This is a genomic window from Campylobacter sp. LMG 7929 (genome assembly GCF_024723595.1).
In the GTDB taxonomy this organism is placed as follows: domain Bacteria; phylum Campylobacterota; class Campylobacteria; order Campylobacterales; family Campylobacteraceae; genus Campylobacter_D.
Genome location: NZ_JANQCY010000001.1, coordinates 1 through 22,937, shown reverse-complemented (window position 1 = coordinate 22,937; position 22,937 = coordinate 1). Strand labels below are relative to the sequence as shown.

22 protein-coding genes, 1 pseudogene and 1 riboswitch are annotated in these 22,937 nt (G+C 29.2%); of the genes and pseudogenes, 6 read left to right on the top strand and 17 right to left on the bottom strand.

Features of this window, described 5'->3' with window-relative positions; all coding sequences use genetic code 11:
* Positions 1-5 precede the first annotated feature (5 nt).
* The 3 genes from thiC to rpe form a co-directional block, all read right to left on the bottom strand.
* A complete protein-coding gene (thiC, locus tag CAMP5118_RS00110) occupies positions 6-1,304 on the bottom strand; it encodes a phosphomethylpyrimidine synthase ThiC (protein ID WP_337216294.1) in 1,299 nt (432 codons plus the stop codon).
* Positions 1,305-1,349: 45 nt separating this feature from the next.
* Positions 1,350-1,453, bottom strand: a riboswitch (TPP riboswitch).
* Between the two features lie 32 nt (positions 1,454-1,485).
* Positions 1,486-2,250, bottom strand: a complete 765-nt coding sequence (locus CAMP5118_RS00105) for a 3'-5' exonuclease (protein WP_337216293.1) — start codon at positions 2,248-2,250, stop codon at positions 1,486-1,488.
* Entirely contained in the window at positions 2,247-2,894 is a 648-nt protein-coding gene (gene rpe, locus CAMP5118_RS00100; RefSeq protein WP_263678768.1) for a ribulose-phosphate 3-epimerase, read from the bottom strand. The genes CAMP5118_RS00105 and rpe overlap by 4 nt, the downstream gene beginning before the upstream one ends.
* A gap of 142 nt (positions 2,895-3,036) precedes the next feature.
* On the opposite strand from rpe, the gene rpmB reads away from it, so the two are divergent.
* The 5 genes and pseudogenes from rpmB to CAMP5118_RS08040 all read left to right on the top strand — a co-directional run bounded on the left by rpmB (position 3,037) and on the right by CAMP5118_RS08040 (position 5,808).
* Entirely contained in the window at positions 3,037-3,231 is a 195-nt protein-coding gene (gene rpmB / locus CAMP5118_RS00095; RefSeq protein ID WP_012661734.1) for a 50S ribosomal protein L28, read from the top strand.
* 25 nt (positions 3,232-3,256) lie between these two features.
* Positions 3,257-4,384, top strand: coding sequence for a potassium channel family protein (locus CAMP5118_RS00090; RefSeq protein ID WP_263678769.1), 1,128 nt, complete (start codon positions 3,257-3,259; stop codon positions 4,382-4,384).
* A gap of 47 nt (positions 4,385-4,431) precedes the next feature.
* Positions 4,432-4,647, top strand: coding sequence for a YdcH family protein (locus tag CAMP5118_RS00085; RefSeq protein ID WP_012661736.1), 216 nt, complete (start codon positions 4,432-4,434; stop codon positions 4,645-4,647).
* A gap of 429 nt (positions 4,648-5,076) precedes the next feature.
* Positions 5,077-5,361, top strand: a pseudogene (locus tag CAMP5118_RS08045) (methyl-accepting chemotaxis protein); the annotation flags it as partial.
* Complete coding sequence (locus CAMP5118_RS08040; protein ID WP_442863218.1) at positions 5,347-5,808, top strand: CZB domain-containing protein; 462 nt, start codon at positions 5,347-5,349, stop codon at positions 5,806-5,808. The pseudogene CAMP5118_RS08045 and the gene CAMP5118_RS08040, both read left to right, overlap by 15 nt.
* Before the next feature lie 8 nt (positions 5,809-5,816).
* Here CAMP5118_RS08040 and CAMP5118_RS00075 read toward each other — a convergent pair whose 3' ends face one another.
* From CAMP5118_RS00075 to groES, 3 genes are all read right to left on the bottom strand, one after another.
* On the bottom strand, positions 5,817-6,386 hold the full coding sequence (locus CAMP5118_RS00075; protein ID WP_263678772.1) for an NUDIX domain-containing protein: 570 nt from the start codon (positions 6,384-6,386) through the stop codon (positions 5,817-5,819).
* Positions 6,387-6,503: 117 nt separating this feature from the next.
* Positions 6,504-8,141 carry a chaperonin GroEL gene (gene groL, locus CAMP5118_RS00070; protein WP_070256698.1) on the bottom strand — a complete coding sequence of 546 codons (1,638 nt, stop codon included), beginning with the start codon at positions 8,139-8,141 and terminating at the stop codon, positions 6,504-6,506.
* A 12-nt stretch (positions 8,142-8,153) separates the two neighbouring features.
* On the bottom strand, positions 8,154-8,414 hold the full coding sequence (groES, locus tag CAMP5118_RS00065) for a co-chaperone GroES (protein ID WP_149062447.1): 261 nt from the start codon (positions 8,412-8,414) through the stop codon (positions 8,154-8,156).
* A gap of 162 nt (positions 8,415-8,576) precedes the next feature.
* Here groES and CAMP5118_RS00060 point away from each other — a divergent pair, with 162 nt between their 5' ends.
* Positions 8,577-11,120: a hypothetical protein gene (locus CAMP5118_RS00060; protein WP_337216292.1), complete on the top strand. Its 2,544-nt coding sequence runs from the start codon at positions 8,577-8,579 to the stop codon at positions 11,118-11,120.
* A gap of 29 nt (positions 11,121-11,149) precedes the next feature.
* On the opposite strand, the gene hpf is transcribed toward CAMP5118_RS00060, so the two are convergent.
* From hpf to secF, 11 genes are all read right to left on the bottom strand, one after another.
* Complete coding sequence (gene hpf / locus CAMP5118_RS00055) at positions 11,150-11,668, bottom strand: ribosome hibernation-promoting factor, HPF/YfiA family (RefSeq protein ID WP_012661742.1); 519 nt, start codon at positions 11,666-11,668, stop codon at positions 11,150-11,152.
* A 79-nt stretch (positions 11,669-11,747) separates the two neighbouring features.
* On the bottom strand, positions 11,748-12,428 hold the full coding sequence (locus CAMP5118_RS00050; RefSeq protein WP_263678778.1) for an endonuclease III domain-containing protein: 681 nt from the start codon (positions 12,426-12,428) through the stop codon (positions 11,748-11,750).
* Positions 12,425-15,364 (bottom strand): DEAD/DEAH box helicase, encoded by a 2,940-nt coding sequence (locus tag CAMP5118_RS00045; protein WP_337216291.1) that lies wholly within the window; start codon positions 15,362-15,364, stop codon positions 12,425-12,427. Before CAMP5118_RS00045 ends, CAMP5118_RS00050 begins: the two co-directional genes overlap by 4 nt.
* Complete coding sequence (locus CAMP5118_RS00040; protein ID WP_263678782.1) at positions 15,354-15,758, bottom strand: bactofilin family protein; 405 nt, start codon at positions 15,756-15,758, stop codon at positions 15,354-15,356. The genes CAMP5118_RS00045 and CAMP5118_RS00040 overlap by 11 nt, the downstream gene beginning before the upstream one ends.
* The gene (locus tag CAMP5118_RS00035; protein ID WP_263678820.1) at positions 15,686-16,597 is read right to left on the bottom strand and encodes a M23 family metallopeptidase; all 912 of its coding nucleotides are present in this window, start codon (positions 16,595-16,597) and stop codon (positions 15,686-15,688) included. The genes CAMP5118_RS00040 and CAMP5118_RS00035 overlap by 73 nt, the downstream gene beginning before the upstream one ends.
* A complete protein-coding gene (locus tag CAMP5118_RS00030) occupies positions 16,584-17,753 on the bottom strand; it encodes a Mur ligase family protein (RefSeq protein WP_337216290.1) in 1,170 nt (389 codons plus the stop codon). Before CAMP5118_RS00030 ends, CAMP5118_RS00035 begins: the two co-directional genes overlap by 14 nt.
* Before the next feature lies 1 nt (position 17,754).
* Positions 17,755-19,122, bottom strand: coding sequence for a hypothetical protein (locus CAMP5118_RS00025; RefSeq protein WP_263682086.1), 1,368 nt, complete (start codon positions 19,120-19,122; stop codon positions 17,755-17,757).
* A gap of 1 nt (position 19,123) precedes the next feature.
* Entirely contained in the window at positions 19,124-19,621 is a 498-nt protein-coding gene (gene lptE / locus CAMP5118_RS00020; protein ID WP_263663103.1) for an LPS assembly lipoprotein LptE, read from the bottom strand.
* The gene (gene leuS / locus CAMP5118_RS00015) at positions 19,618-22,047 is read right to left on the bottom strand and encodes a leucine--tRNA ligase (protein ID WP_337216289.1); all 2,430 of its coding nucleotides are present in this window, start codon (positions 22,045-22,047) and stop codon (positions 19,618-19,620) included. The genes lptE and leuS overlap by 4 nt, the downstream gene beginning before the upstream one ends.
* Before the next feature lie 8 nt (positions 22,048-22,055).
* Positions 22,056-22,397: a DUF6394 family protein gene (locus CAMP5118_RS00010; protein ID WP_039618681.1), complete on the bottom strand. Its 342-nt coding sequence runs from the start codon at positions 22,395-22,397 to the stop codon at positions 22,056-22,058.
* Between the two features lie 2 nt (positions 22,398-22,399).
* The coding region (gene secF / locus CAMP5118_RS00005) for a protein translocase subunit SecF (protein WP_337216288.1) at positions 22,400-22,937 on the bottom strand (538 nt) is incomplete at its 5' end.

Here is a 22,937-nt window from a genome sequence, read left to right as displayed (position 1 = left end):
AGGGTTTATTCTTTTATCAAACTTACATCCTCACCTTTTAAAATTTTATTCATAGTGTTCATAGCACACATTTTTCCACACATTGAACAAGAATTAAGTTCTTCAGGCTTTCTTTCATTAAACATTTTCTTAGCCTTTTCTCCATCAATTGCCAATTTAAACATTTTTTCCCAATCAATATCTTGTCTAGCTTTACTCATTTCATCATCTATTTTTCTTTCTTTAGGAAGTTTGGCTATATCTCCTGCATGAGCTGCTATTTTAGTCGCTACTATACCATCTCTTACATCTTCTAAATTTGGAAGTCTTAAATGCTCAGCAGGAGTTACATAGCAAAGTATATCAGCACCAGCTGCCGCTGCAACTGCTCCACCGATCGCTCCGCTTATATGATCATATCCTGCACCTATATCAGTAACCAATGGTCCTAAGACATAAAAAGGCGCGCCGTTGCAAATTCTTTTTTCAAGTTGCATATTAGCTTCTATTTCGTTAATAGCCATATGGCCAGGTCCTTCTATCATCACTTGTACATCTTGAACCCATGCTCTTTTAGTTAATAACGAAAGTTCTATAAGTTCAGCAATTTGAGCTCCATCACTTGCATCATGAGTACAACCAGGTCTTAGCGCATCACCCAAAGAAAGTGTCACATCAAATTCCTTACATATAGCGAGTAAATCATCATAATATTCATAGAATGGATTTTCAGCATCATTCATTTGCATCCAAGCATAAAGAACTGAACCTCCTCTTGAAACTATATTAGTAATCCTATCACACTCTTTAAAAACCCTAGCAGCACGAGAATTTATCCCTGCATGAATTGTCATAAAATCCACTCCACTTTTAGCGTGATGATATACTACATCTAAAAAATCTTTTGCCTTAATATCTTTTAAATCTTTTTCTAAAAATCCAACCGCATCATAAACAGGCACAGTGCCTATCATAGCTTTTGAAGTGACAATTAGCTCATCTCTAAAACGACTAGTTTTACCATAATTACTAAGATCCATAATAGCTTCTATATTAAATTTATGAGCCAATTCTACTTTTTTCATTTCTTCACTATAATCTACACAATCATTTGAAACACCTAAATTTACATTTACCTTTGTTTTAAGTCCATAGCCAATACCATTTGGGTCTAGTGCTTTATGGTTGATATTTGCAGGAATGATAATTTTTCCACATGCTATATTTTCAAGCAAAAAATCTTCACTTACTTGCTCTTTTTGTGCAACAATTTGCATTTGTTTTGTAAAAATTCCTTCTTTTGCATAAGACATTTGAGTTTTCATTTAAATTTATCCTTAAAATAAAATTTGGATAAATGAAGGGTATGTGAGTAGTTGATAAATTATCCCAACGCTAGCATTACCTAGTTCTGGTGCGGTCTAAGCTTTTAGCTTACTCTCAGCCTGTATCACAAGCTCCCGTCATTTATGCAAAGTAAGTATAACAATAAATACAAAACAAAGTTTATTTTTTTATTTGATTTTTAGCTTGCTTGCTAAAATGTAACAATTCTTCAGTAGTTTTAATGTAAAAAGGAATTTTTTTAAGACAGTATTTTAAAATTTCACTTGCAGCCAAAGCATCACTTAAGGCTCTATGATGCTTACTTTCAATGCACAAAAACTCTTTTAGCGCATCAAGACCGTATTTTGGACTTTCAATACACTTTTTAGCTAAATCAATAGTGCATAATCTTTTATTTAAAAGCACCCCAAAATCATTTTCATACATAGCTTTAGATATAAAATGATAATCAAAACGCACATTGTGTGCTACAAAAATACTATCTTTTAAAAATAACTTAAAATCATTTAACACAGTTTTTAAAGAAGGTGCATTTTCTACCATATCCAAACTAATCCCAGTTAATTCTGTAATATTTTCAGGTATGCTTTCTACTTTTATAAAACTCTCAAATCTATCAATTTCTTTATAATTTTGAATTTTAACCGCACCTATTTCTAAAATTTGACCACTTTTTATCCCACCAGTGCTTTCAATATCTACTACACAAAAAATCTCATCTTTTATTTTTGTATTTTTACTTTTTAAGCACAAGCAATTTTGCGCATTAAGCTCCACTCCTAGTCCTAAAAGCTCAAAAATATATAAATCAAAGTCATAATGATTTAATTCTTCTATTTTTGCAAGTTCTTTTAAAACCCAAGGAAAAGGTTTGTTTTCTTTGCTTAGCTTGATGATTAAATCATCGATTTGTTGTTGGCTCAAAATTCAAGCTTTAAAGAATTAATTGCTGTTTTTTTATCTTGTGAGGAAAAGATATAACTACCTGCGACTAAAATATCAGCTCCTGCTTCATCTAAATCAGGCGCATTTAAACCATTTACCCCACCATCTACTTCTATAAAAACTTTAAGATTTTTCCTATCTATCATTTCTCTTAACTGTCTAATTTTATCATACACTAAAGGTAAAAAACTTTGCCCACCAAAGCCTGGATTAACACTCATTAAAAGCACCATATCTACAAATTCTAAAATATGCTCTATACTTGAAACTGGAGTATGTGGATTTAATACAATAGCAGGATGAATGCCGTTTTTTCTTATATACTCACACACCCTAATAGGATGGTTTTCAGCTTCTAAATGAAAACTAATGAATTTTGGTTTTACTGGAATAAATAAATCTACAAAACTACTAACATTATGCACCATTAAATGCACATCTAAAGGCACTGAAGTAATTTTTGAAATATTTTCAATCACACAAGGACCAAAAGTAAGATTTGGTACAAAATGCCCATCCATCACATCAATGTGCAACAAATCAGCCCCTGCTTCACACACATCTTTAATCTCATTTTCCAAATTTAAAAAATTTGCAGACAATAAACTTGGCGCTACATACATTTTATATCTCCAATAAAAGTAAAAAATAATTTTATCATACTTATTATCAAATTTTCTTTATGTATTTTTGATAATATTTGATTTTTTTAAGCTTGTTTTAGATACAATGCTAAAAATTATTTTTATTTCATAAGGAAAATTTATGTCAAGAATTTGCCAAATTACAGGAAAAGGACCTATGGTAGGTAACAATGTTAGCCATGCTAACAATAAAACAAAAAGACGCTTTTTGCCAAATTTAAGAACAGTTCGTATTACTTTAGAAGATGGAACTACTAGAAAAGTTAGAGTTGCTGCTTCGACTTTAAGAACACTTAAAAAGCAAAGTAGTAAATAATCCTTAATGTAAATGAGGAATTACTATGTCTTTTTTAAAAAAGCTACAAAAATTCCTCAATTGGTCTCCCTCCCCAAAACCTTCAATTAATCTCAATGATGAGCTTTATGAGCAACTTAAATTTTTAAGAATTCCTCTTATTGCCGTTGTTGTTATGACATTAATTGGGGCTTTTGGTTATATGCTCACAAGTAATTATAACCTTAACGATGCTATTTATCAAGCCGGTATGACTTTTACCACTTTGGGTTATACTGAAGTTAATCCCATACCAACAGCAGGTAGAATTTTTACTGTTGTATATGTACTATTAACTTTTACAATATTTACTTTTTGTATGGGTTTAGTAATAGAAATAGTAAAAAAAGGTGTTTTGTCTAAAATCATCAAGGAAAGAAGAATGCTGCATAAAGTTGCAAGATTAAAAAATCATTTTGTAATATGCTACCATAATGATTTTACCATAGAATTAGCACAGCAATTTAGAGAAAATCATATTCCTTTTGTTGTGGTTGATGAAGTTGAAAATTTCAGCGAGATTGCCGAAAAATATAATTATCCTTATTATATAGAAAGCGCACCTCATACTAATACAGCCTTTTTAAAAACCAATCTTTCTAGCGCAAAAGGCGTAATAACCCTTAGTAATAACATAGCAGATAATATTGCTATCATTGCCTCAGTAAGATTATTTGAAAAAGAACTACAAAGAATTAATCCTTATTTTATACTAGCTAGTTCAAGCAATGAAGATGAAACAGAAAAACTTAAAAAACTTGGAGCAAATTCTATTGTTTCTGCTACAAAATTAGTCGCACAAAGACTTAGTGCGATGTCAGCAAGACCAGATATGGAAAATTTATTAGAAAATTATCTTTATAAAAAAAATAGTCCTATTGATTTAGAAGAGGTTAAAATTCCTGATGAATCGTGGGTGAGATTTAAAAGATTAAAAGAAATTCATTTAAGAGATATGGCAAACGTAAGTATAGTAGGAATTTTAGAAAATAAAAAATTCACACCTATGCCAAGAGGTGATACTTTAATAGGTACTGGAGCAAAATTATTAATCGTAGGTACAGCAGACAGCATAAAAATAGCCAAAAAGATTATAAAAAACAAGCAAAAACCCGATGAGTTAAAATATATTTAACTTATTTTAAGCTATAATCAAATATTAATTTTAAAAAGGAGGCTTATATGCTACATGAATTTAGAGATTTAATTACTGAGCTAAAAGGTAAAGACATGCACTTTGATAAATTGTTTGAAGAGCACAATGAACTTGATCACAAAATCAAAGATGCAGAAGAAGGTAGAATTCATCTAGATAGCTTGGAAATTGCAAATCTTAAAAAAGAGAAATTAAGATTAAAAGATGAGTTAAACACTTATTTATCAAATTATAAAAAATAATTTCTTTCTAATTTTAACTTTCAAGGAAAAACTATGTTTGGAAAAAAAAGTCAATCAAAACAAGACTTTGAAGACTTACAAAATAAAATCAAAGAACTAGAAGAAGAAAACAAAAAACTTCTTTTAGAAAAACAAGAACTGATTGAAAAATACGAAAAGCAACTTCAAGAAGATTATGGGAAAACTGCACTTGAAACTCGTCTTTTGGAGATGTTGTTAAATGGAGTATTAAAAGGCATTTCAAATGTGCAAGGCGATATGCAAGAAAATGTAAATAAAGCTGAAATGATCTCCCAGTATTCTGACTCATCATTAAAAGATATGCAAGAATTAAATGCAATTACGCATTCAATTATATCTTCACTTCAAAGCATTATTGAATCAGCTAACCGTTCAAGAGATACAGCGGGTAATTTACACCGCAGTGTTGATGAGATCACTAATGTTATTAATTTAATCAAAGATGTATCTGATCAAACCAATCTATTAGCGCTAAATGCTGCTATTGAAGCTGCTAGAGCAGGAGAGCACGGAAGAGGCTTTGCTGTTGTTGCTGATGAAGTTAGAAAACTTGCTGAAAAAACACAAAAAGCAACCTCTGAAGTAGAATTAAATATTAATCTATTAAAACAAAATGCAGATGAAATGTATGGACAAAGTGAACAAGTAGAAAAAGTATCATTAGAATCAAATGAACATATTATAAAATTCTCTAGTAATTTTGCTCAATTAATCTCTAATGCAAATTCAACTAGCTCACACGCTAAAAGTATCACATCTGAAATTTTTATATCTTTAGCAAAATTAGATCATATCGCATTTAAACTAAATGGCTATAATGAAATCATTCATGCTTCAGGCAAAGCACTCTCTGATCATTTAAGTTGTAGACTTGCAAAATGGATTGCAGGTGTGGGCAAAGAAAGATTTTCTAGTGGAAGAGCTTTTGGTAAGTTAAATTTACCACACCAAAAGGTGCATGAAAATATCAACCAAGCTGTCGCCTTGGCACATAATGAAAACACAGGTAATGAATTAGTTCAAAATCAAATTCTAGATAAATGCTCAAATGCTGAAAAAGCCTCTGAAGATTTATTTGTAATCTTTAAAGAAATGCTTGATGAAAAAGACCCAAACATTGAAAATAAAGAAGAAAAATAAAGGTAAGATTAATTCTTACCTTTAAACCACAAATACGCATATTCAAGTAAAGGGGTTTTGATAGGATTTTCTTTAGAAAATTTTTCAAAGTCTTTTCTTTTTATCCATACTGCTTGAATATCCTCTCCATCAATTCCACCGCCATGACCAGTTTTATCATCTTCGGTAATTTCAGCATAAAATAAAAACTGTCTACTTACACCTGAACCAAAACCTGTATAAAACTCTCCTATTTTTTCTACAACCTTAGGAGTATAACCTAGCTCTTCAATGCATTCTTCTTTAGCTATTTCGTCTAAACTCAAATTTTTATCAACAAGTCCTGAACAAAGCTCTATGCTAAATCCCATCTCATCTAATTTTAAGTTATTACGTTTTTGATAATCCCATAAAGGAATTCTAAATTGTTTTACAAAGACAAAAGAATCTTTTTGAGTATGATACAAAAAAACAGAAACACTATCCAACGCTTCTATAAAATCCCAAGTATATTTTTTATTATCTTTGCCTATATAAGTATATCTTTTAGGTTTAATGTATTTTGAGTTGGAAAATCGCTCTTCTTGTAAGTTTTTCATGTAAAATCCTTATAATTTTACATCTATTATAACAAAAATAAAAATCAGTGCAGAAAAATAAAAAAAGAGTGAGTTGCTTTATATAAAAAGCAACTCAAAAGCAACAAAAAGATGGTATTACATCATACCACCCATGCCTCCCATACCGCCCATGCCACTCATATCAGGCATAGCAGGTTTATCCTCTTTGATTTCACTAATTGTAGCTTCAGTTGTTAAAAGCATACTAGCTACTGAAACTGCATTAAGTAAAGCCACTCTTTCTACTTTAACAGGATCAATAATACCGCTTTCAAGCATATTTACATATTCACCTTTTGCAGCATCAAAACCGGTATTTTCTTCTTTACTATTTTCTACTGTATTAACAACTACACCAGCATCAAATCCAGCATTTTCAGCAATTTGTCTTAAAGGTGCTCTTAAAGCTCTTTCTACAATAGCAGCACCAATAGCCTCATCACCTTGCAAATTCAAGCTGATTTTTGATTTTGCTTTGATTAATGCAGCACCACCGCCTATTACTATACCTTCTTCAACAGCAGCTTTTGTAGCACTTAATGCATCATCAACTCTATCTTTTTTCTCTTTCATTTCAGTTTCAGTAGCAGCACCAACTTTAATTACCGCTACACCACCGCTTAACTTAGCTAGTCTTTCTTGTAGTTTTTCTCTATCATAATCTGAGCTTGTTTCAGCAATTTGAGCTTTGATTTGATTAATTCTTGCATCAATATTTGCTTTTTCACCTGCACCATTTACAATAGTTGTATTATCTTTATCAATGATCACGCTTGAAGCTTGACCTAAATCTTGGATACTAGCACTTTCTAAAGTTCTTCCAAGCTCTTCAGAAATCACTTCACCACCTGTTAAAATAGCAATATCTTCAAGCATAGCTTTTCTTCTATCACCAAAACCAGGAGCTTTAACTGCTGAAATATTTAAAACACCTCTTAATTTATTTACAACTAAAGTTGCTAAAGCTTCACCCTCAATGTCTTCAGCTATAATTAAAAGTGGTTTTCCTGTTTTTTGAATTTGTTCTAAAATTGGTAATAAATCTTTTAAGTTGGCAATTTTTTTATCAAATAACAAAATAAATGGATTTTGCAATTCAGCTGTCATTTTTTCAGTATTTGTAATAAAATATGGGCTTAAATAACCTCTATCAAATTGCATACCTTCAACTACATTTAATTCATCATTGATTGATTTTGCTTCTTCAACAGTGATAACACCATCTTTTCCAACTTTTTCCATAGCATCAGCGATTAAATTTCCGATTTTCTCATCTGAATTTGCAGAAATTGTTGCAACTTGAGCGATTTCTTTTTTGTCTTTAACTTCACGAGAAAGTTTTTTAAGTTCAGCTACTATAGCTTCACAAGCTTTATCCATACCTCTTTTAACTTCGATAGGATTAGCACCTGCTGTGATATTTCTCAAACCTTCTTTAAAAATAGCATGTGCTAAAACTGTTGCTGTTGTTGTTCCATCGCCTGCTTGATCAGCTGTTTTGCTAGCTACTTCTCTAACTAAAGAAGCACCCATATTTTCTAAAGAATCTTTTAATTCTACTTCTTTAGCCACACTTACACCATCTTTTGTGATAGTTGGAGCGCCAAAACTTTTTTGGATTAATACATTACGACCACGTGGTCCCATAGTAACTTTTACTGCATCATTAAGTTTTTTAACACCTTCATAAAGTTTATTTCTTGCTTCGTCTGAAAAAAATATTTCTTTTGCCATTTTTTATCCTTTTTATTTAATAATCCCTAAAACATCATCAATATTAAGAACTAAATACTCTTCATTGTCAAGTTTTATTTCAGTTCCGCCATATTTTGCAAACATTACTTTATCATTTACTTTAACATCTTCTATTTCTTTACTCACTGCAACAACTTCACCATTTAGTGGTTTTTCTTTAGCATTATCTGGTATAATAATCCCAGAAGCAGTAGTTTTCATTTCTTCTAAGCGTTTTACTAAAATACGCTTTCCTAGAGGTTGAAAATTCATTTTTTATCCTTTCTAAAATGTGCCATTTTTAGCACTCTTTGTTTTTGAGTGATAGAATTATACATTAAAGAAAGTTAATTGTCAATAAATTAAGTAAAATATATCATATAAGTTTAGTCTATTACACTAAATTTATATGATATATCATTATAAAGGTTTCTCATGAAAAAAATTCTCTACGTTCTTTTAGGTGTAGCGTGTATAGCATTTCTAGCTATATATACATTATTATTTACAAGCACAGGCAATACTTTTTTAAAGCCAAGAATCGAAACGATTATTGCTCAAAAAAGCGGCATGAATGTTAAATTTGAAAATTTTAAAATTAGTTTTTCACAACTTGACATTAAAGCAAATATTGATGATAAATTTTTTGCTAATATAGAAGGTGACATATCACTTTTAAGACTAGGATTTGATTTAAATTATCTTTTAGGACTTAAACAAAATTATATTCAAGAACTTGGCTTAAAAAGCGATAAAGATTTTACATTTAAAGGTAGTGCTGTAGGTAAAAGTGGTGATTTTTTAGTAAAAGGTAATGGGTTTTTGTTTGATTCTAATCTTAGTTTAGATGCAAAAATCGTTGATTTTTCTCCTATAAATCTTGAATTTATTGGAAAAAATATAGATTTAGCTCAAATTTTAGATTTTGCTAATCTACCAAGATATGCTCAAGGAAAAATTAGTATTATAAGTGATATACAAGCTAAAGATTTAAAACCAAATGGCAATGCTTTGATTAATTTTTACACAAGTTCTATCAATAATACTCTCATTGAAAAAGATTTTAATCTAAGCTTACCAAAACAAAGCTATATAAAAGGTGAAATAAGATCTTTAATCCAAAACAATGAAGTTATATCTAAAAGTGAAATTTTAAGTAATTTTTTTAAACTTTACACACAAAAAAGTATTTATGATATAGCAAAGCAAAGCTTAACTAGTGATTTTGACATCAAAATAGATGATTTTAATCAATTTTCATCTTTAGCTAAAATGAAATTCCAAGGCAAAAGTCAAATTCAAGGTAATTTACTTTTTGCAAGCAATCAACTACAAAAATTAGATGCTCACTTGCTTGGATTTGGTGGTAGCTTAAAAGCTGTTTTAGAAAATAATAATCTTAATATCAATACAACTAATATAGAAGTAGCAGAGCTTTTAAAGACTATCTCTATGCCTGCTTTTATTAATTCTAAATTAGTTTTAGATTTAAAAGCACAAGGGCTTGATTTTAAAAATTTCAATCTAAATACTAGGTTAAATAATGCAAATATAAATGTTATAGAATTTAAAAAACTAAGTAATCTTGATTTTCCAAAAACAACTTTTAACTTACAAGCTAAAGCAAATGCGAAAAATTCTTTAATTGATTATGAAGCTTTACTTGATTCAAACATAGCAAAAATACCTCAACTAAAAGGCTCATATAATCTTACAAACAAAGATTTAAATGCCCAAATTAGTGCTTTTGTAGATAATCTTAATAAATTAAAACCTTTAATCAAGCAAGATCTCAATGGACCTTTAAATTTAGATGCCAAAGTTGATCTTAAAGCAAATCAAATTCAAAATCTTGATGCAAATATTAAAATCATGCAAGGGCTTATCAATGCAAAATCTAATGGAAAAAGTTTACAAGCGAAAGTTGATAATATAAAATTAGAACAACTTTTTCCTTTGATAGGACAAAAAGTTTTAGCATTTGGCGATGTAAATGCTGATATTGATTTAAAAACACTTGATTTTAACAATATTAATGGTGATTTTAAAGCCACTATCAATTCTTCTTTTAATGAAGTAGAATTATCTAAACTTTTAGAGAAAAAATTTCCAAAGAATACTTCAGCAAAAATAAATCTTGATGGAAAAATTTCTAAATCAATCATTGATTTTAACGCTAAAGCTCTAAGTTCATTTGCAAATATTAACTCATTAAAAGGAAATTTTGATCTTAATCAAATGGCTCTAGCAAGCACTTATAATATATCATTGCAAGATTTTTCTAAGCTAGGATTTTTAGTCGATAGAAACTTAAAGGGCAAGGCTGATTTTGAAGGAAAATTTGATTTTAAAAACGCTTTAATAGATGCAAGCGTTAATAGTAAAAATATATTTAATGGCTCATTAAATGCCACTTTAAAAAATAATATTTTTAACGCTAAAATGCAAAATACTGATCTTTCAAATTTAGCTCAAAGTTTAGATTTGCCTGATTATTACCAAGCAAAATCAAATTTAAGTATTGACTACAATCTTTTAAAAGAAAGCGGTGTGGTGCTAATGAACTTAGCCGATGGACAACTTAAGAAAAACCTCATCACAAGTGCTTTAATGCTACTTTTACAAAAAGATATCACTCAAGATGTATATCGCAACGGTGAAGCTAAAATAAATATCAATAAAAATCTTATAGATTTAAATTTAAACCTAGTGGCTGATAGAAGTAATATAAACATCAGCAAAGGCAAAGTTGATACAAAAAGCACTAAATTAAACATTCCTTTTAATATCGTTATTGATAGAGCAAATTTCAAAGGAATTATAAAAGGAACAACACAAGATCCTAAAGTAAGTCTTGATACAAAAAGTGTTGTAAATTCTATTGTTAATACAATAGGTGGAAATGCTAGTGATGGTGCTAAAAACACAGGTAAAAAAGTAGATCAAGCAATAGATAAAATTTTTAACAAACTCTTCTAATATATCTAGCCTTAAAAAGGCTAGATTTTTTAAAATAAACCAAATTTACCATCTTTTTTCTTATACAGTACCCTCATTTTTGCATCTATGTCATTAAAAACTAAAAATATATCCTTACTTGCTTTTAGCTTTTCTAGTGCTTCTTCAATTTCTAAAGGTTTATATAGCTCAAGTTCTGTTGGAACTATCTCATCTTCCTCAATCACACTTGGCAATACTAAATTTTCTTTTATCTCATCTTGATGCTTATGAGTAATATTTTTATCATGTAATCTTCTTAAAACCTTAGAAATTCTATCAATAGCTAAATCTATAGCAGCATATAAGTCTTTATCTTTTTGCTTTACAACCACTGTATTAATACCAGCTAAGTTAATGCTAAATTCAGCCCAAAATCCTTTCTTTCCATGCCTTTCATCAGCGCTTATAACACAACGTGCAGAAATCACATCTAAGCCATATTTACTTAAAGCATCAAAGCTTTTTTCCACATACTCTTTTATAGACTCAGTTAGCTCAAATTGCTTTCCAACTATACTTGTATTCATTACTTCTCCTTTTTATGAAGTTAAATACATTATAGCACTTTAATCGTAAAAAAAATAACTTTTTAAATAAAAAATAAATTTAAAATTTTAAAGGATCTAAAATAAGCGCACCATCTGCTGAAAGTTTTTTACCTTGAAAGTGTGTTTTACAAAAAGAAACAATTAAAGCATGAAAAATTTGATAAAGCTCGTATAGTTTACATTCTTTTTTTAGTAAAACACATAATTCTTGTTGATTTTTAGCTATGCCTTTTTTTAAAAAATCTGCTAATTCATCATAACTTTGACACTCATAGCCTAAATAATTAGCTATTTTTGCACTATAAGCATCAACTACTAAAACTTCTTTTTTACATATATAATTTAAAATTCCATCTACACTTTCTTGACCCAAGCCTTTAATACCTAAAAGCCATTCTCTATCTACTTCTTCTTTAAAAAGTTCAAAAGAATTAAAATTTTGAAAATATTTTTGAGTGAAATTTTTAATATATTTTGCCTTGGTATTATAAAATCCACTTGGCTTTATTAAAAGTGCTAAATCTTGAGTGCTTAAAGTTAATAAATCTTCTATCTTAGTAATATTTGCTTGTTTTAAATTTATCAAAGCTTTTAATACATTTTTCCAGTTTGTATTTTGAGTTAAAACCACAGAAATTAAAATTTCAAACTCGCTTAAAGTATTATTTTCTAGCCACTCAAAATCGTTATAGTTGATATTTGCATTAACTAAAGCTTTAAAAATTTCATATCCGCTCATGCTTTTTCACTCTTTCTTAAATGCATCAAAATAGCCTCGATCACATCATCATCGTCTTTACTTTTTGCCTTAATGACTTCCTTACTCTCATCATCTTTTACAAAACAAATATTTTGCTCATAATTACTCACTAGTTTATAATGCTTGCTAGCTAAAATTTTTATAATGATTAAATCCAAAAACTGCTTAGTAAAAATATCAGGCTTGCCAAAACGATCATTCATCTCACTTTCTATCTCATAAACTTCATTAACACTCATACATTTACTAAGTCTTCTATAAAGCTCTAATCTCAAACGATCTTCACCAATATACTCACTATTTAAAAAGGCATTGATATTAAGCTTTAGATCTATTTTTTTCTCTTTAATTTCTTCTTTTTTACTTAGCTTATTAATCTCATCTTCTAACATTTTAAGATATAAACTATAACCAATTTGCTCTATATGTCCACTTTGATCCACGCCTAATAAATTTCCACCACCACGAATTTCTAAATCATGGTAAGCAAGCACGCTTCCTGAACCTAAATAAGAATTACTCTCCAAACTCGTAAGTCTTTTTAAAGAATCTTTTGTGATTTTTTCCTTATCTTCAATCAAAAAATAACAATACCCTTGCTTAGCACTACGTCCTACTCTTCCTCTAAGTTGGTGCAAATCAGCCATACCAAAGCGGTCTGAATTTTCCACTATGATAGTGTTTGCATTTGCTAAATCAATACCACTTTCAACTATAGAAGTACAAAGCAATAAGTCATATTCTTTATTTTCAAATTTAATCATTTCTTCTTCAGTAGTTTTAGCATCAATTTTAGAATGCAAGATTAAAATTTTTAAATTCGGAAATAAATCTAAAAGATATTTTTTACACCCATCAATACTTGCTATATGATTGTGTATATAAAAAATCTGTCCTGCTCTTCTTAATTCTCTAGAAATAGCTTCTTTAATCAAAGCGTCATTACTTTCTCTAACAAAGGTACGCACATCCAAACGATCCTCAGGTGGAGTTTGTAAAACACTATATGATTTTAAAGAACTAAGAGCTTGATTTAAACTTCTTGGTATAGGCGTTGCTGACATAGATAAAATATGGGAGTTTTTACTTAATTCTTTGAGTTTTTCTTTTTGTTTTACACCAAATTTATGCTCCTCATCTATCACAACTAAACCCAAATTTTCACACTCAACCCCTAAAAGAGAATGCGTTCCAACCACTACACAAGGCTTATTTTCTTTTAAAAATGCCAAAACTTGTTTTTTTTCTTTAGCACTAGTAAAACGATCTAGCTTAAAAACAGCTATATTAAAAGAGTCAAATCTTCGTTTTAAGGTTTTAAAATGCTGGGCTGAAAGTAAAGTAGTTGGCACAAAAAACAAAGCCGTATAGCCACTTTTTACACAAGTAAATATAGCATTCATAGCAACTTCTGTTTTACCAAAGCCCACATCACCACTTAAAAGCCTATCCATTACTTGAGAACTTTTTAAATCTTGAGTGATTTCTTGACAAACTTGACTTTGATCTTTAGTATAAAAAAATCCTGCTTTATTGATAAATTCATCTTGTAATTCTTGAGAAATTTTTAATTCTTTTGCTTTTATCAAAGCTCTAGCCGCTGCTAAAGAAACTATATTTGAAGCAATGGCAAATAATTTTTCTTTTAATCTTTCTTTGATTTTTAGAAAACTTCCTTTTCCAAGCTTATCAAGTAAAGGCACGCCACCACTTGCACCGATATATTTATCAATCATATACAAATTTTCAACAGGTAATAAAAGCTTGTCATTATTTAAATACCCAAGAGCTACAAATTCTTTTTTTGCTCCTGCAATTATAATAATCTCAAGACCTAAAAATTTAGCTACACCATAATCTTCATGCACAACAAAATCCCCAACCCTAAGCTCATCTATTACCAAACTTGCTTTTCTAACTCTTTTACTTTTTTCTTTTTTATTTAAAGATATGATAAGCTCATCTTGAGTGATTAGGTTGATTCTTTCTCGAGATATTTTTAATTTAATATTTGAAAATTCTTGTAAATTTAAAGCTTTAAACAAAGCTTCATTTTTTGCCAAAATAGTAATTTTTTTATCTTTGTGAAAAGTAAAAAAATCATAATTATAAGAACTTACTAAATCTTTATAAAATTTTGGTTCAGGTAAAATATTTTGATTGATTTTACTAATATCTTCTTCAAAATCATTTATATCAAAATTTTTTATACTCACAAAATTTAAATCTAAATAATCACAAAAATCATCAACACACCAAAAACCCAAAGAATTAACATCATTGATAATGCTTTGACTTTGAAAATTTTGAATTTTTTCTTGTAAATTTTCATATTGCTCTTGATTAAAAGCACTTAAAAATGGGCAAATCTCAATTTTTGAAAGTTCATTTGGGATTGATTTTTGTGTATGAATATCAAAATATCTTATACTTTCTATCTCATCTGAAAAAAGCAAAATTCTAAAAGGTTGTTCTTCATTAATTGCAAAAATATCTATAATATCTCCGCGTATTGAAACTTCACCCTTATCTTGAACTATATCTACAAACTCATACCCACTATGTAAAATTTCTTCTTTAAATTTCTCTAAAACAAGAAGTGAATTTCTTTTAAGAATAATATTTTTTAGATGCTTTTTCCCGGGGAGTTTTTGCAAAATTGTTTTTATAGGAGAAATTAAAATTTTATTTTCATCTTCTTTATGATAAGCATTTAAAACTTTGCAAATTTCAAAAAGCTCTTTAGAAAAAGAGCGCAAGTCACTACCAAATTCTGCTCTGAAATCAGGTAAAACGAAAGTTTTTAAATTTAAAAATAAACAAACTTGAGCTAACTCATCTGCTTCTTTATCATTCTCACAAACTATTAACTCAGTTTTGTTACTTAATAAATATTCATATAATTTAGCTTGCATTTTCTGAATTTTCTATGCTCACATCAATAGTTGCAAGTTCTTCATCTTTTTCAATTATTTTACTACTTCCATTAAATTTCCCACCATTTTCAATGCTTAATTGTTTAACTATGATATTACCATTAAGCACACCACCGGATAAAATTTCCAAAGAATCAACTTGCATTTCTCCTTCAAAAATCCCATTAATCACTATCTTACTTGCCTTAACTTGTCCTTTTAAAACACCACTCTTACCTATTACTATCACATTAGAAGAATCAATCACACCTGTAATCTCTCCATCTAAATGAAGCATAGAGTCAAAATAAAATTTTCCTTCTATTTTTGCTCCGTTTGAAATGACTGTAGTTTCGGATACTGTAGCAATAGAGCCTTTATTAAAGATTGCCATGGAACTCTCCTTTCTTTATCAAATATTTGTTCATAATTTTTTCGGTTTAAATCTATAAAAATTTTAGGGTCTAAAAGTTTATTAATAAATCTAACTTCATAATGCAAATGTGGTCCCGTAGAAAGACCGGTATTTCCTGTATATCCAAGCAAATCACCTTTTTTTACAAATTGCCCTGCCTTAACAACATCTTTGCGCATCATATGTGCATATACCGTTTTAAAGCCAAAATTATGGATCAAAATCACTGAATAACCATAACCATTATTACTATATGCAGCATACTCAACCACTCCATTTGCCGGTGCATAAATAGGAGTATTTAAAGCTGCTCTTAAATCAATACCTGGATGAAACTCTTTTTTATTTAATATAGGATGATGACGCCATCCGAAATTACCTGTGACTCCATTATCTTCTATCACATGACCATTTGGAATTTGTGTTAAAAATAAATAGGCTTGATCGTTAGTAAGTTTAACTTTTTCCAATCTTTCTGGTATATCCAAACCCTCATCTTGCTTTAAACCTAAATTTTCTTCAATATCTGCAAGTTGAGTTTGGAGTTCATCATATAAGGCTGTTTTTTCCTCTAAACTTTTTTGCATACTTTCATTTTGAGAAAATAATTTAGTATTTTTTGCTGACAATGTTTCTTGCTCTTTTAAAAGCTCTGAACGCTTATCTGCTAAATAATTAATATATAAAGCACCCAAAACTATAACAACAAAAACAAAAGTAGTAAAATAAATAATTACTTTTTTTATGATCTGACTTAATAAAAAATGTCTAGAACCATTTACATCTGTGATAGTTAGCGTAAATTTATCTTTCATTATAGCCTCTTAAAAATTTTTCTACCAATACAAAAGAACCAAAAACTAAATACAACTCATCTTTTTTTATTTGTTCAAATTTTTGATAAGCAATATCTAATTTTTCTAAATTTTCTAGCAAAACAGAGCCTGCTAAAGGTCTGTCTTTGCTTTCATATTCATAAATTTCAACTATTTTTATTATAGGCTTTAAAGCTCTTAAAATTTTATAAGAATCTTTATCTAAAAAGCAATTATAAACTAAATGAACTTTTTTTTCCTTGAAAATTTCAGCTAAAGTTAAAGCTGCCATTTCATTATGGCCTACATCAACAAAAATATTTTGACTTATTTGCTCACACCTTCCTTTTAAATCAAGTTTTGGCAAATTACTAATGCTGCAAATCAATTCTTTTTCATCTTTGGCACAAATTTTAGAAAAAGCTTCTAAGGCTAAAAAAAGATTATCTTTTAAAAAAGTTGCTAAATTATATTTTTGAATATATTTTTGCACATAAGGATAAATAGCCTTGTTTTCATCTAACGCACTAATATCTAAACTAGCTTGTTTTAATTTTGCTATTTTTTGAGCCAAATTTAATACTTTTGTTTCTTGCTTATGATCAATTAAAGCTTTAGCACTCATGGCTTTTAATTTTGTTCTTGCTATTTCATCTAAGTTTTTACCCAATAAATCTTGATGATCAAAACCTATTTTAGTAAAAATACTAAAATCTATCTCAAAAACACTTGTTGCATCGTACTCTCCACCTACTCCAGCTTCTAAAATCACATAATCACAATCTTTAAAAACAAAAAATGCTAAAAATGTAGCATACTCAAAATAGCTAAGTTTTTTCACATCATCTAAAAAAACACTTTCCAATTCTTCGTGTGCTTTTTCTAAAAGCTCATTGCCTGTAATTTTTCCATTTAACCAAAATCTTTCATTAAATTCAAAAATATGTGGACTTGTATAATGCCCTACTTTACATCCTTGCTCTAAGAGTAAAAGCGCTAAAAATCTACCTGTACTTCCTTTGCCATTAGTGCCAATAATTTGAATATTTTTAGTTTTTGGGATAAATTTTTTATATTTTTCATACATACTAAACATAAAAAATCTACTGATTTTTTGTACATGCATAGTTTTTTGTGAAAGTGTTTGCTGGAATTTCATACTAAGCTTTTTGCATTAATTCTTTTAAAATATCGCCATCTGGAAATTCTTTTTTTTCTATACAAGAAGATGATAAAACAAGTCTAACTACTTCTTCTTTATAAATAAATTTATAATCATCTATAAGCTTCAAAGCTTTTTCCGTAAAGATTTGAGCAACTTCTAAGCTTTTACCCGGAAAAACAATTAAATAAGAACTTTCATCTAAAATCCAAATTTCAGCTAAATTTTTACATAAGTCTTTGAGGATTTTTTTAAACTTCCCGCTAATAGTTTTAAAACTATCAATACCATAAGCATTAATAACATGCTCTATATTATTGATTTTAAAGAAAGATAAAGCATAATTAACCGCATAAAGCTTATAATTTTCATCAAGTTTTTTAAGCTCTTGAGCAAGACTCCATTGTTCTCTTTGCTCATCATCGCTTGTAGCTTGAATTTGAGTTTTAATTTGAGCTATTTGCTCGTTTGCATACAAAAGCTTATCTTTTAATGTATCAAAATTAATCTGTACATTACCATTTTCATCTTTAGTTAAGGCATTAATAAATTTCACATCTTCTTGGCTATTATCATAAAGCTTTGAAACCATTTCATTTAGGCTTTCTAAATGCTGATTGAAAAAAGAAAGATTTTTTTGTATATAGTATTTATCTATTGCTTCTTTTTTTTGTAGCATCAAACAATATTCATGTGCAAATTCTTTTCTAGCAATCAATCTAGGGTTTTCTTTTAATTTTTGCTTAAATTGCTCTACTTCTTTACTCTCACCAAATAAAGGTTCTAAAGAAGCTAGTAAAAGTTCAGCTTGTTTTTCATAAGAACGTTCTTTTAGCATAGTGATAAGTTTTTCTATTAAAGCATGAAAATCCAAAAAAGCTCGGATATTAAATTCTTCTAATTTTTTTAAGAGTTCTCCATCTTCATAAGATTTTTCAAGTTCTTTCCATTTAGCTCTTAAAAGATATATGGTTTCTAAGTCCATAGCTTGAGATAATCTGTGTTGAGTAATTTGAGCAAGCTCTTTGATTTTTTTATCTTTACTAATACTAAGTTGTTGAATGATTAAGCCAAGCAAAGCATAAACATCTTCATATTTTCTACTTACCTGTCTATTAAGCCTAGAGACTAAAAACATCAAAAACTCATCAATAGTTCGAATACTTTTTCCTTTTAATTCTTGCTTGTAAGAATCATCTAAAAGATTGGTGTATTTTTCTATTCTGGCTTTATTTGAACTCATCACTCCTGCTTTTTTAGCACACTCTTCAAACACCTCGCTATAATTTTCAGGAGTTGGATATAACTTACGCTCTTTTAGTTTTATCAATGTTTCTTTTGCAATTTCATTGATATGACTTGCCATTTTATTTATAACCCCTAATAGCTATAATAGAAACAAATTCATCAAAAGCTTCACTTGATGCATTTTTAATTGCTTCAAATCTTGCTTGATCACTGATGATAGAGTTTGGATTAATATCAAAATTATAACTCCCTTTAGTATTTACAATTTCTTCCTTGCCATTTTTATAACGCAACACAAACTCCAAATAAAGCTCCGCTTTATAATAAATTACATAACCATTTTTATCATAAACTATAGGATGAAATTCTAATTTTTTCATCGTAACTATAATAGAACTATCTGCATTATATTCATCTGTGATTTTTCTACCAAGCTTATTAAGCATAGCTTCTCTTAGAATATCTGTTATGTAAACACTGTTTTCAGGATCTTGTTTGCTAATATTGATTTTTAAAAATACATTTTCGCCCAAAACTCTACTTGCCATCTGCGAAGAGGGAATATATCCACAAGCTATGATGAAAAAAGCAAAAAACAACACTAGATATTTTTTCATTTAATCACCAAATTTACCAATTTCTTATCAATATAAATTTCTTTTACTATAGTTTTTCCTTCTAGCCATTTTGCAACATTTTCTTTAGCTAAAGCTAAAATCTCATCTTCTTTAGCTTCTGAATTTATTTCAATCTGTGCTCTTTTTTTACCATTAACACTAATAGCTATATTAAAACTATCTTTTACAAAAACTTCATCTTTTATTTTTAATACTTTAAAATTATCACATTTAAATAAATACTCACTAAGTTCAAAACAAACATGAGGGATGATAGGCTCTAAGATATTTAAAATAATATAAAAAGCTTCTTTTGAAACTTCTTTATGATTTATAGCATTTAAGGCATTTAAAGCCTCCATACATGCAGCTATTAAGGTATTAAAGGCAAAGCTTTCTTCATAAACTTCGAAAGATTTTTTCAAAGCTTCATATACTTTTAATCTAGCATATTTTTCTTCTTTATTTAAACTTTGATGATCAATTTCTTGTAATTTTCCACATTCTAAACTCATAGCCTTTTCATAAAGCCTATTGATAAATTTAAACGCACCTTCTAATGCACTATCGTTCCATTCAAGTTCTTTAGCAGGTGGTGCAGCAAACAATATAAACAATCTTGCACTATCTGCTCCATATTTTTCTATAATATAATCAGGATCAACCACATTCCCCTTAGACTTACTCATCTTAGCACCATCTTTAGTGACCATTCCTTGGGTTAAAAGTCTATTAAAAGGCTCATCATCTTTTAAATAACCCAAATCTCTAAGTGCTTTTTGGAAAAATCTAGCATAGAGTAAATGCAATATCGCATGTTCAATCCCACCAATATATTCATCAACATTCATCCAATAATTAACACTTTTTTCATCTACTGCTTTTTCTTGCCATGTTTTATCATCACTTGCAAAACGCGCAAAATACCAAGAACTTTCAAAGAAAGTATCTAAAGTATCGCTTTCTTTTTGCGCTTTTTTACCACATTTTGGACAAACGCACTCTTTCCATGTTTCATGCTTATCAAGTGGATTTCCTTCTCCATTTATCACCACATCCTCAGGCAAGGTAATAGGTAAATTTTCTATTTTTTGAGGAACTATGCCACAAGAATCACACTTAATCATTGGTATAGGAGCCCCCCAATATCTTTGTCTAGAAACGCCCCAATCACGAATTTTAAAATTAGTAACCTTTTTACCAATACCCAAAGATTCAATTTTTAAACTAATTTTTTCTCTAGCATCATTGCATTCTAATTGATCAAATTCGCCACTATTAGTTAAAACGCCTTCTTTTAAAGTGTAGCATTGTGCGTCATTTTCATCTTTATAAATTACTTTTTTTATAGCCAAATTATAAGTTTTTGCAAACTCATAATCTCTTTCATCGTGAGCAGGCACGCTCATAACAGCCCCACTACCATAATCACTTAAAACAAAATTAGCTACCCATAAAGGAATTTTTTCTTTACTTAGTGGATGGATTACATAAAGATTTAAAAAATATCCTTCTTTTGGTGCGGCCTGTCTTTGGCGCGGTGTTTGATTTTGTATATTTTGAATTTTAGCTATAACATCTTGATTTAGTAATTTTTTATCAATTAATTCATTTACCATTTCATGATCAGGCGCTAAAGCGATGTAAGATACTCCATAAATAGTCTCAGCTCTTGTGGTAAAAACATTGATCTTTTTTGCGCTGATTTTATCATTTTCTTCTATATCAAAATCAAAACTAAGCCCTGTGCTTTTACCTATCCAATTTTCTTGCATAGTTAGAACTTGACTTGGCCATTTTCCTTCTAATTTTTTAAGATCATGCAATAATTCATCTGCATAAGCAGTGATTTTTACATAATATCCTGGCATTTTTTTTCTAATGACTTCATGTCCACAACGCCAACATTTGCCATCTTCAACTTGCTCATTTGCTAAGACTGTTTTATCATTCTCACACCAATTAACTTCAGCTTCTTTAGTATAAACAAGTCCTTTTTCATACATTTTGATAAAAAATTCTTGCTCAAATTTAGTATATAAAGGATCAGAAGTAGCAAACATTCTTTTTTTAGAAAAAGAAAAGCCCAAAGATGCAAGTTCATTTTGCATATAATCAATATTTTCATAAGTCCATTTTTTAGGATGGATACCATGTTTAATTGCAGCATTTTCAGCAGGCATACCAAAACTATCAAAACCTATAGGATGTAAGACATTAAAACCTTTTTTTCTATAATACCTAGCCATAGCATCACCTATGCTATAGTTTCTCACATGTCCCATATGAATTCTACCACTTGGGTATGGAAACATAGATAAAATGTATTTTTTTGGTAAAGAAAAATCATCTTTTGGTTCAAAATATTCTTTTTCTTGCCAAATTTTTTGCCATTTTTTTTCTATTTTACCTGCTTCATATGCCATTTTAACTCCTAATTTTCTTCTTGATTTTTTACTGAATCAACTATAACTAAAATCATTGAAAAGATATTAGCTATCAAAGCACCAATTGCTAAAGTATAAACCATAACATTAGCTTCTGGATTAATTTGTATTAAAGCAAAAGCTGGAATTAAATGCAAATCAGCTACCAAAGAACTAGCAAATAATTCAGCTGCTAAGAAATTTCTAACCCCAATTTTCAATAAAGTAGAAATTAAATTCACACAAGCTGCAATAAATAAAGCAACTTCATTTTGATCATATAAAAATCCTGCGGTTGTAGTTAAGCTCATTAGAGCAAAAAAGATATAAATAACCTTACCCCAATTCATTTTTACACCGTTCCTTTTTCATACATCGCTCTTAATTTCTCTTTTTCTTGTTTTTTCTTTACTTTTTCTAATTCTTTTTGACGATACTGCGTAACACTAAATTTAAACCATAAAAGTGCTGGACTTGCTACAAATATAGAACTTGCAGTACCTGCTACAATACCCACTATCATAGTTAGAGCAAAACCTTCTATCATAGATCCGCCAAAGAAATAAAGCACTACAACAGTAATTAAAGTTAAACCCGTTGTTAAAGTAGTTCTTGATAAAGTAGCTGAAACTGATTCATTGATAATTAAATCAAGTTTTGAATTTTTACTTGTTTTAACACCTTCTCTAATCCTATCAAAAATAATAATCGTATCATTTAAAGAATATCCAAGCACAGTTAAAACAGCCGCCAAAATATCTAAATTTACATCTATTTCAAATAACGCAATAGCACCTAAAGTAATGACTATATCATGAATTTCACACACAATAGAAGCCATAGCAAAACGCCATTCAAATCTCACTGCCAAATAAATCAAAATAGCAATC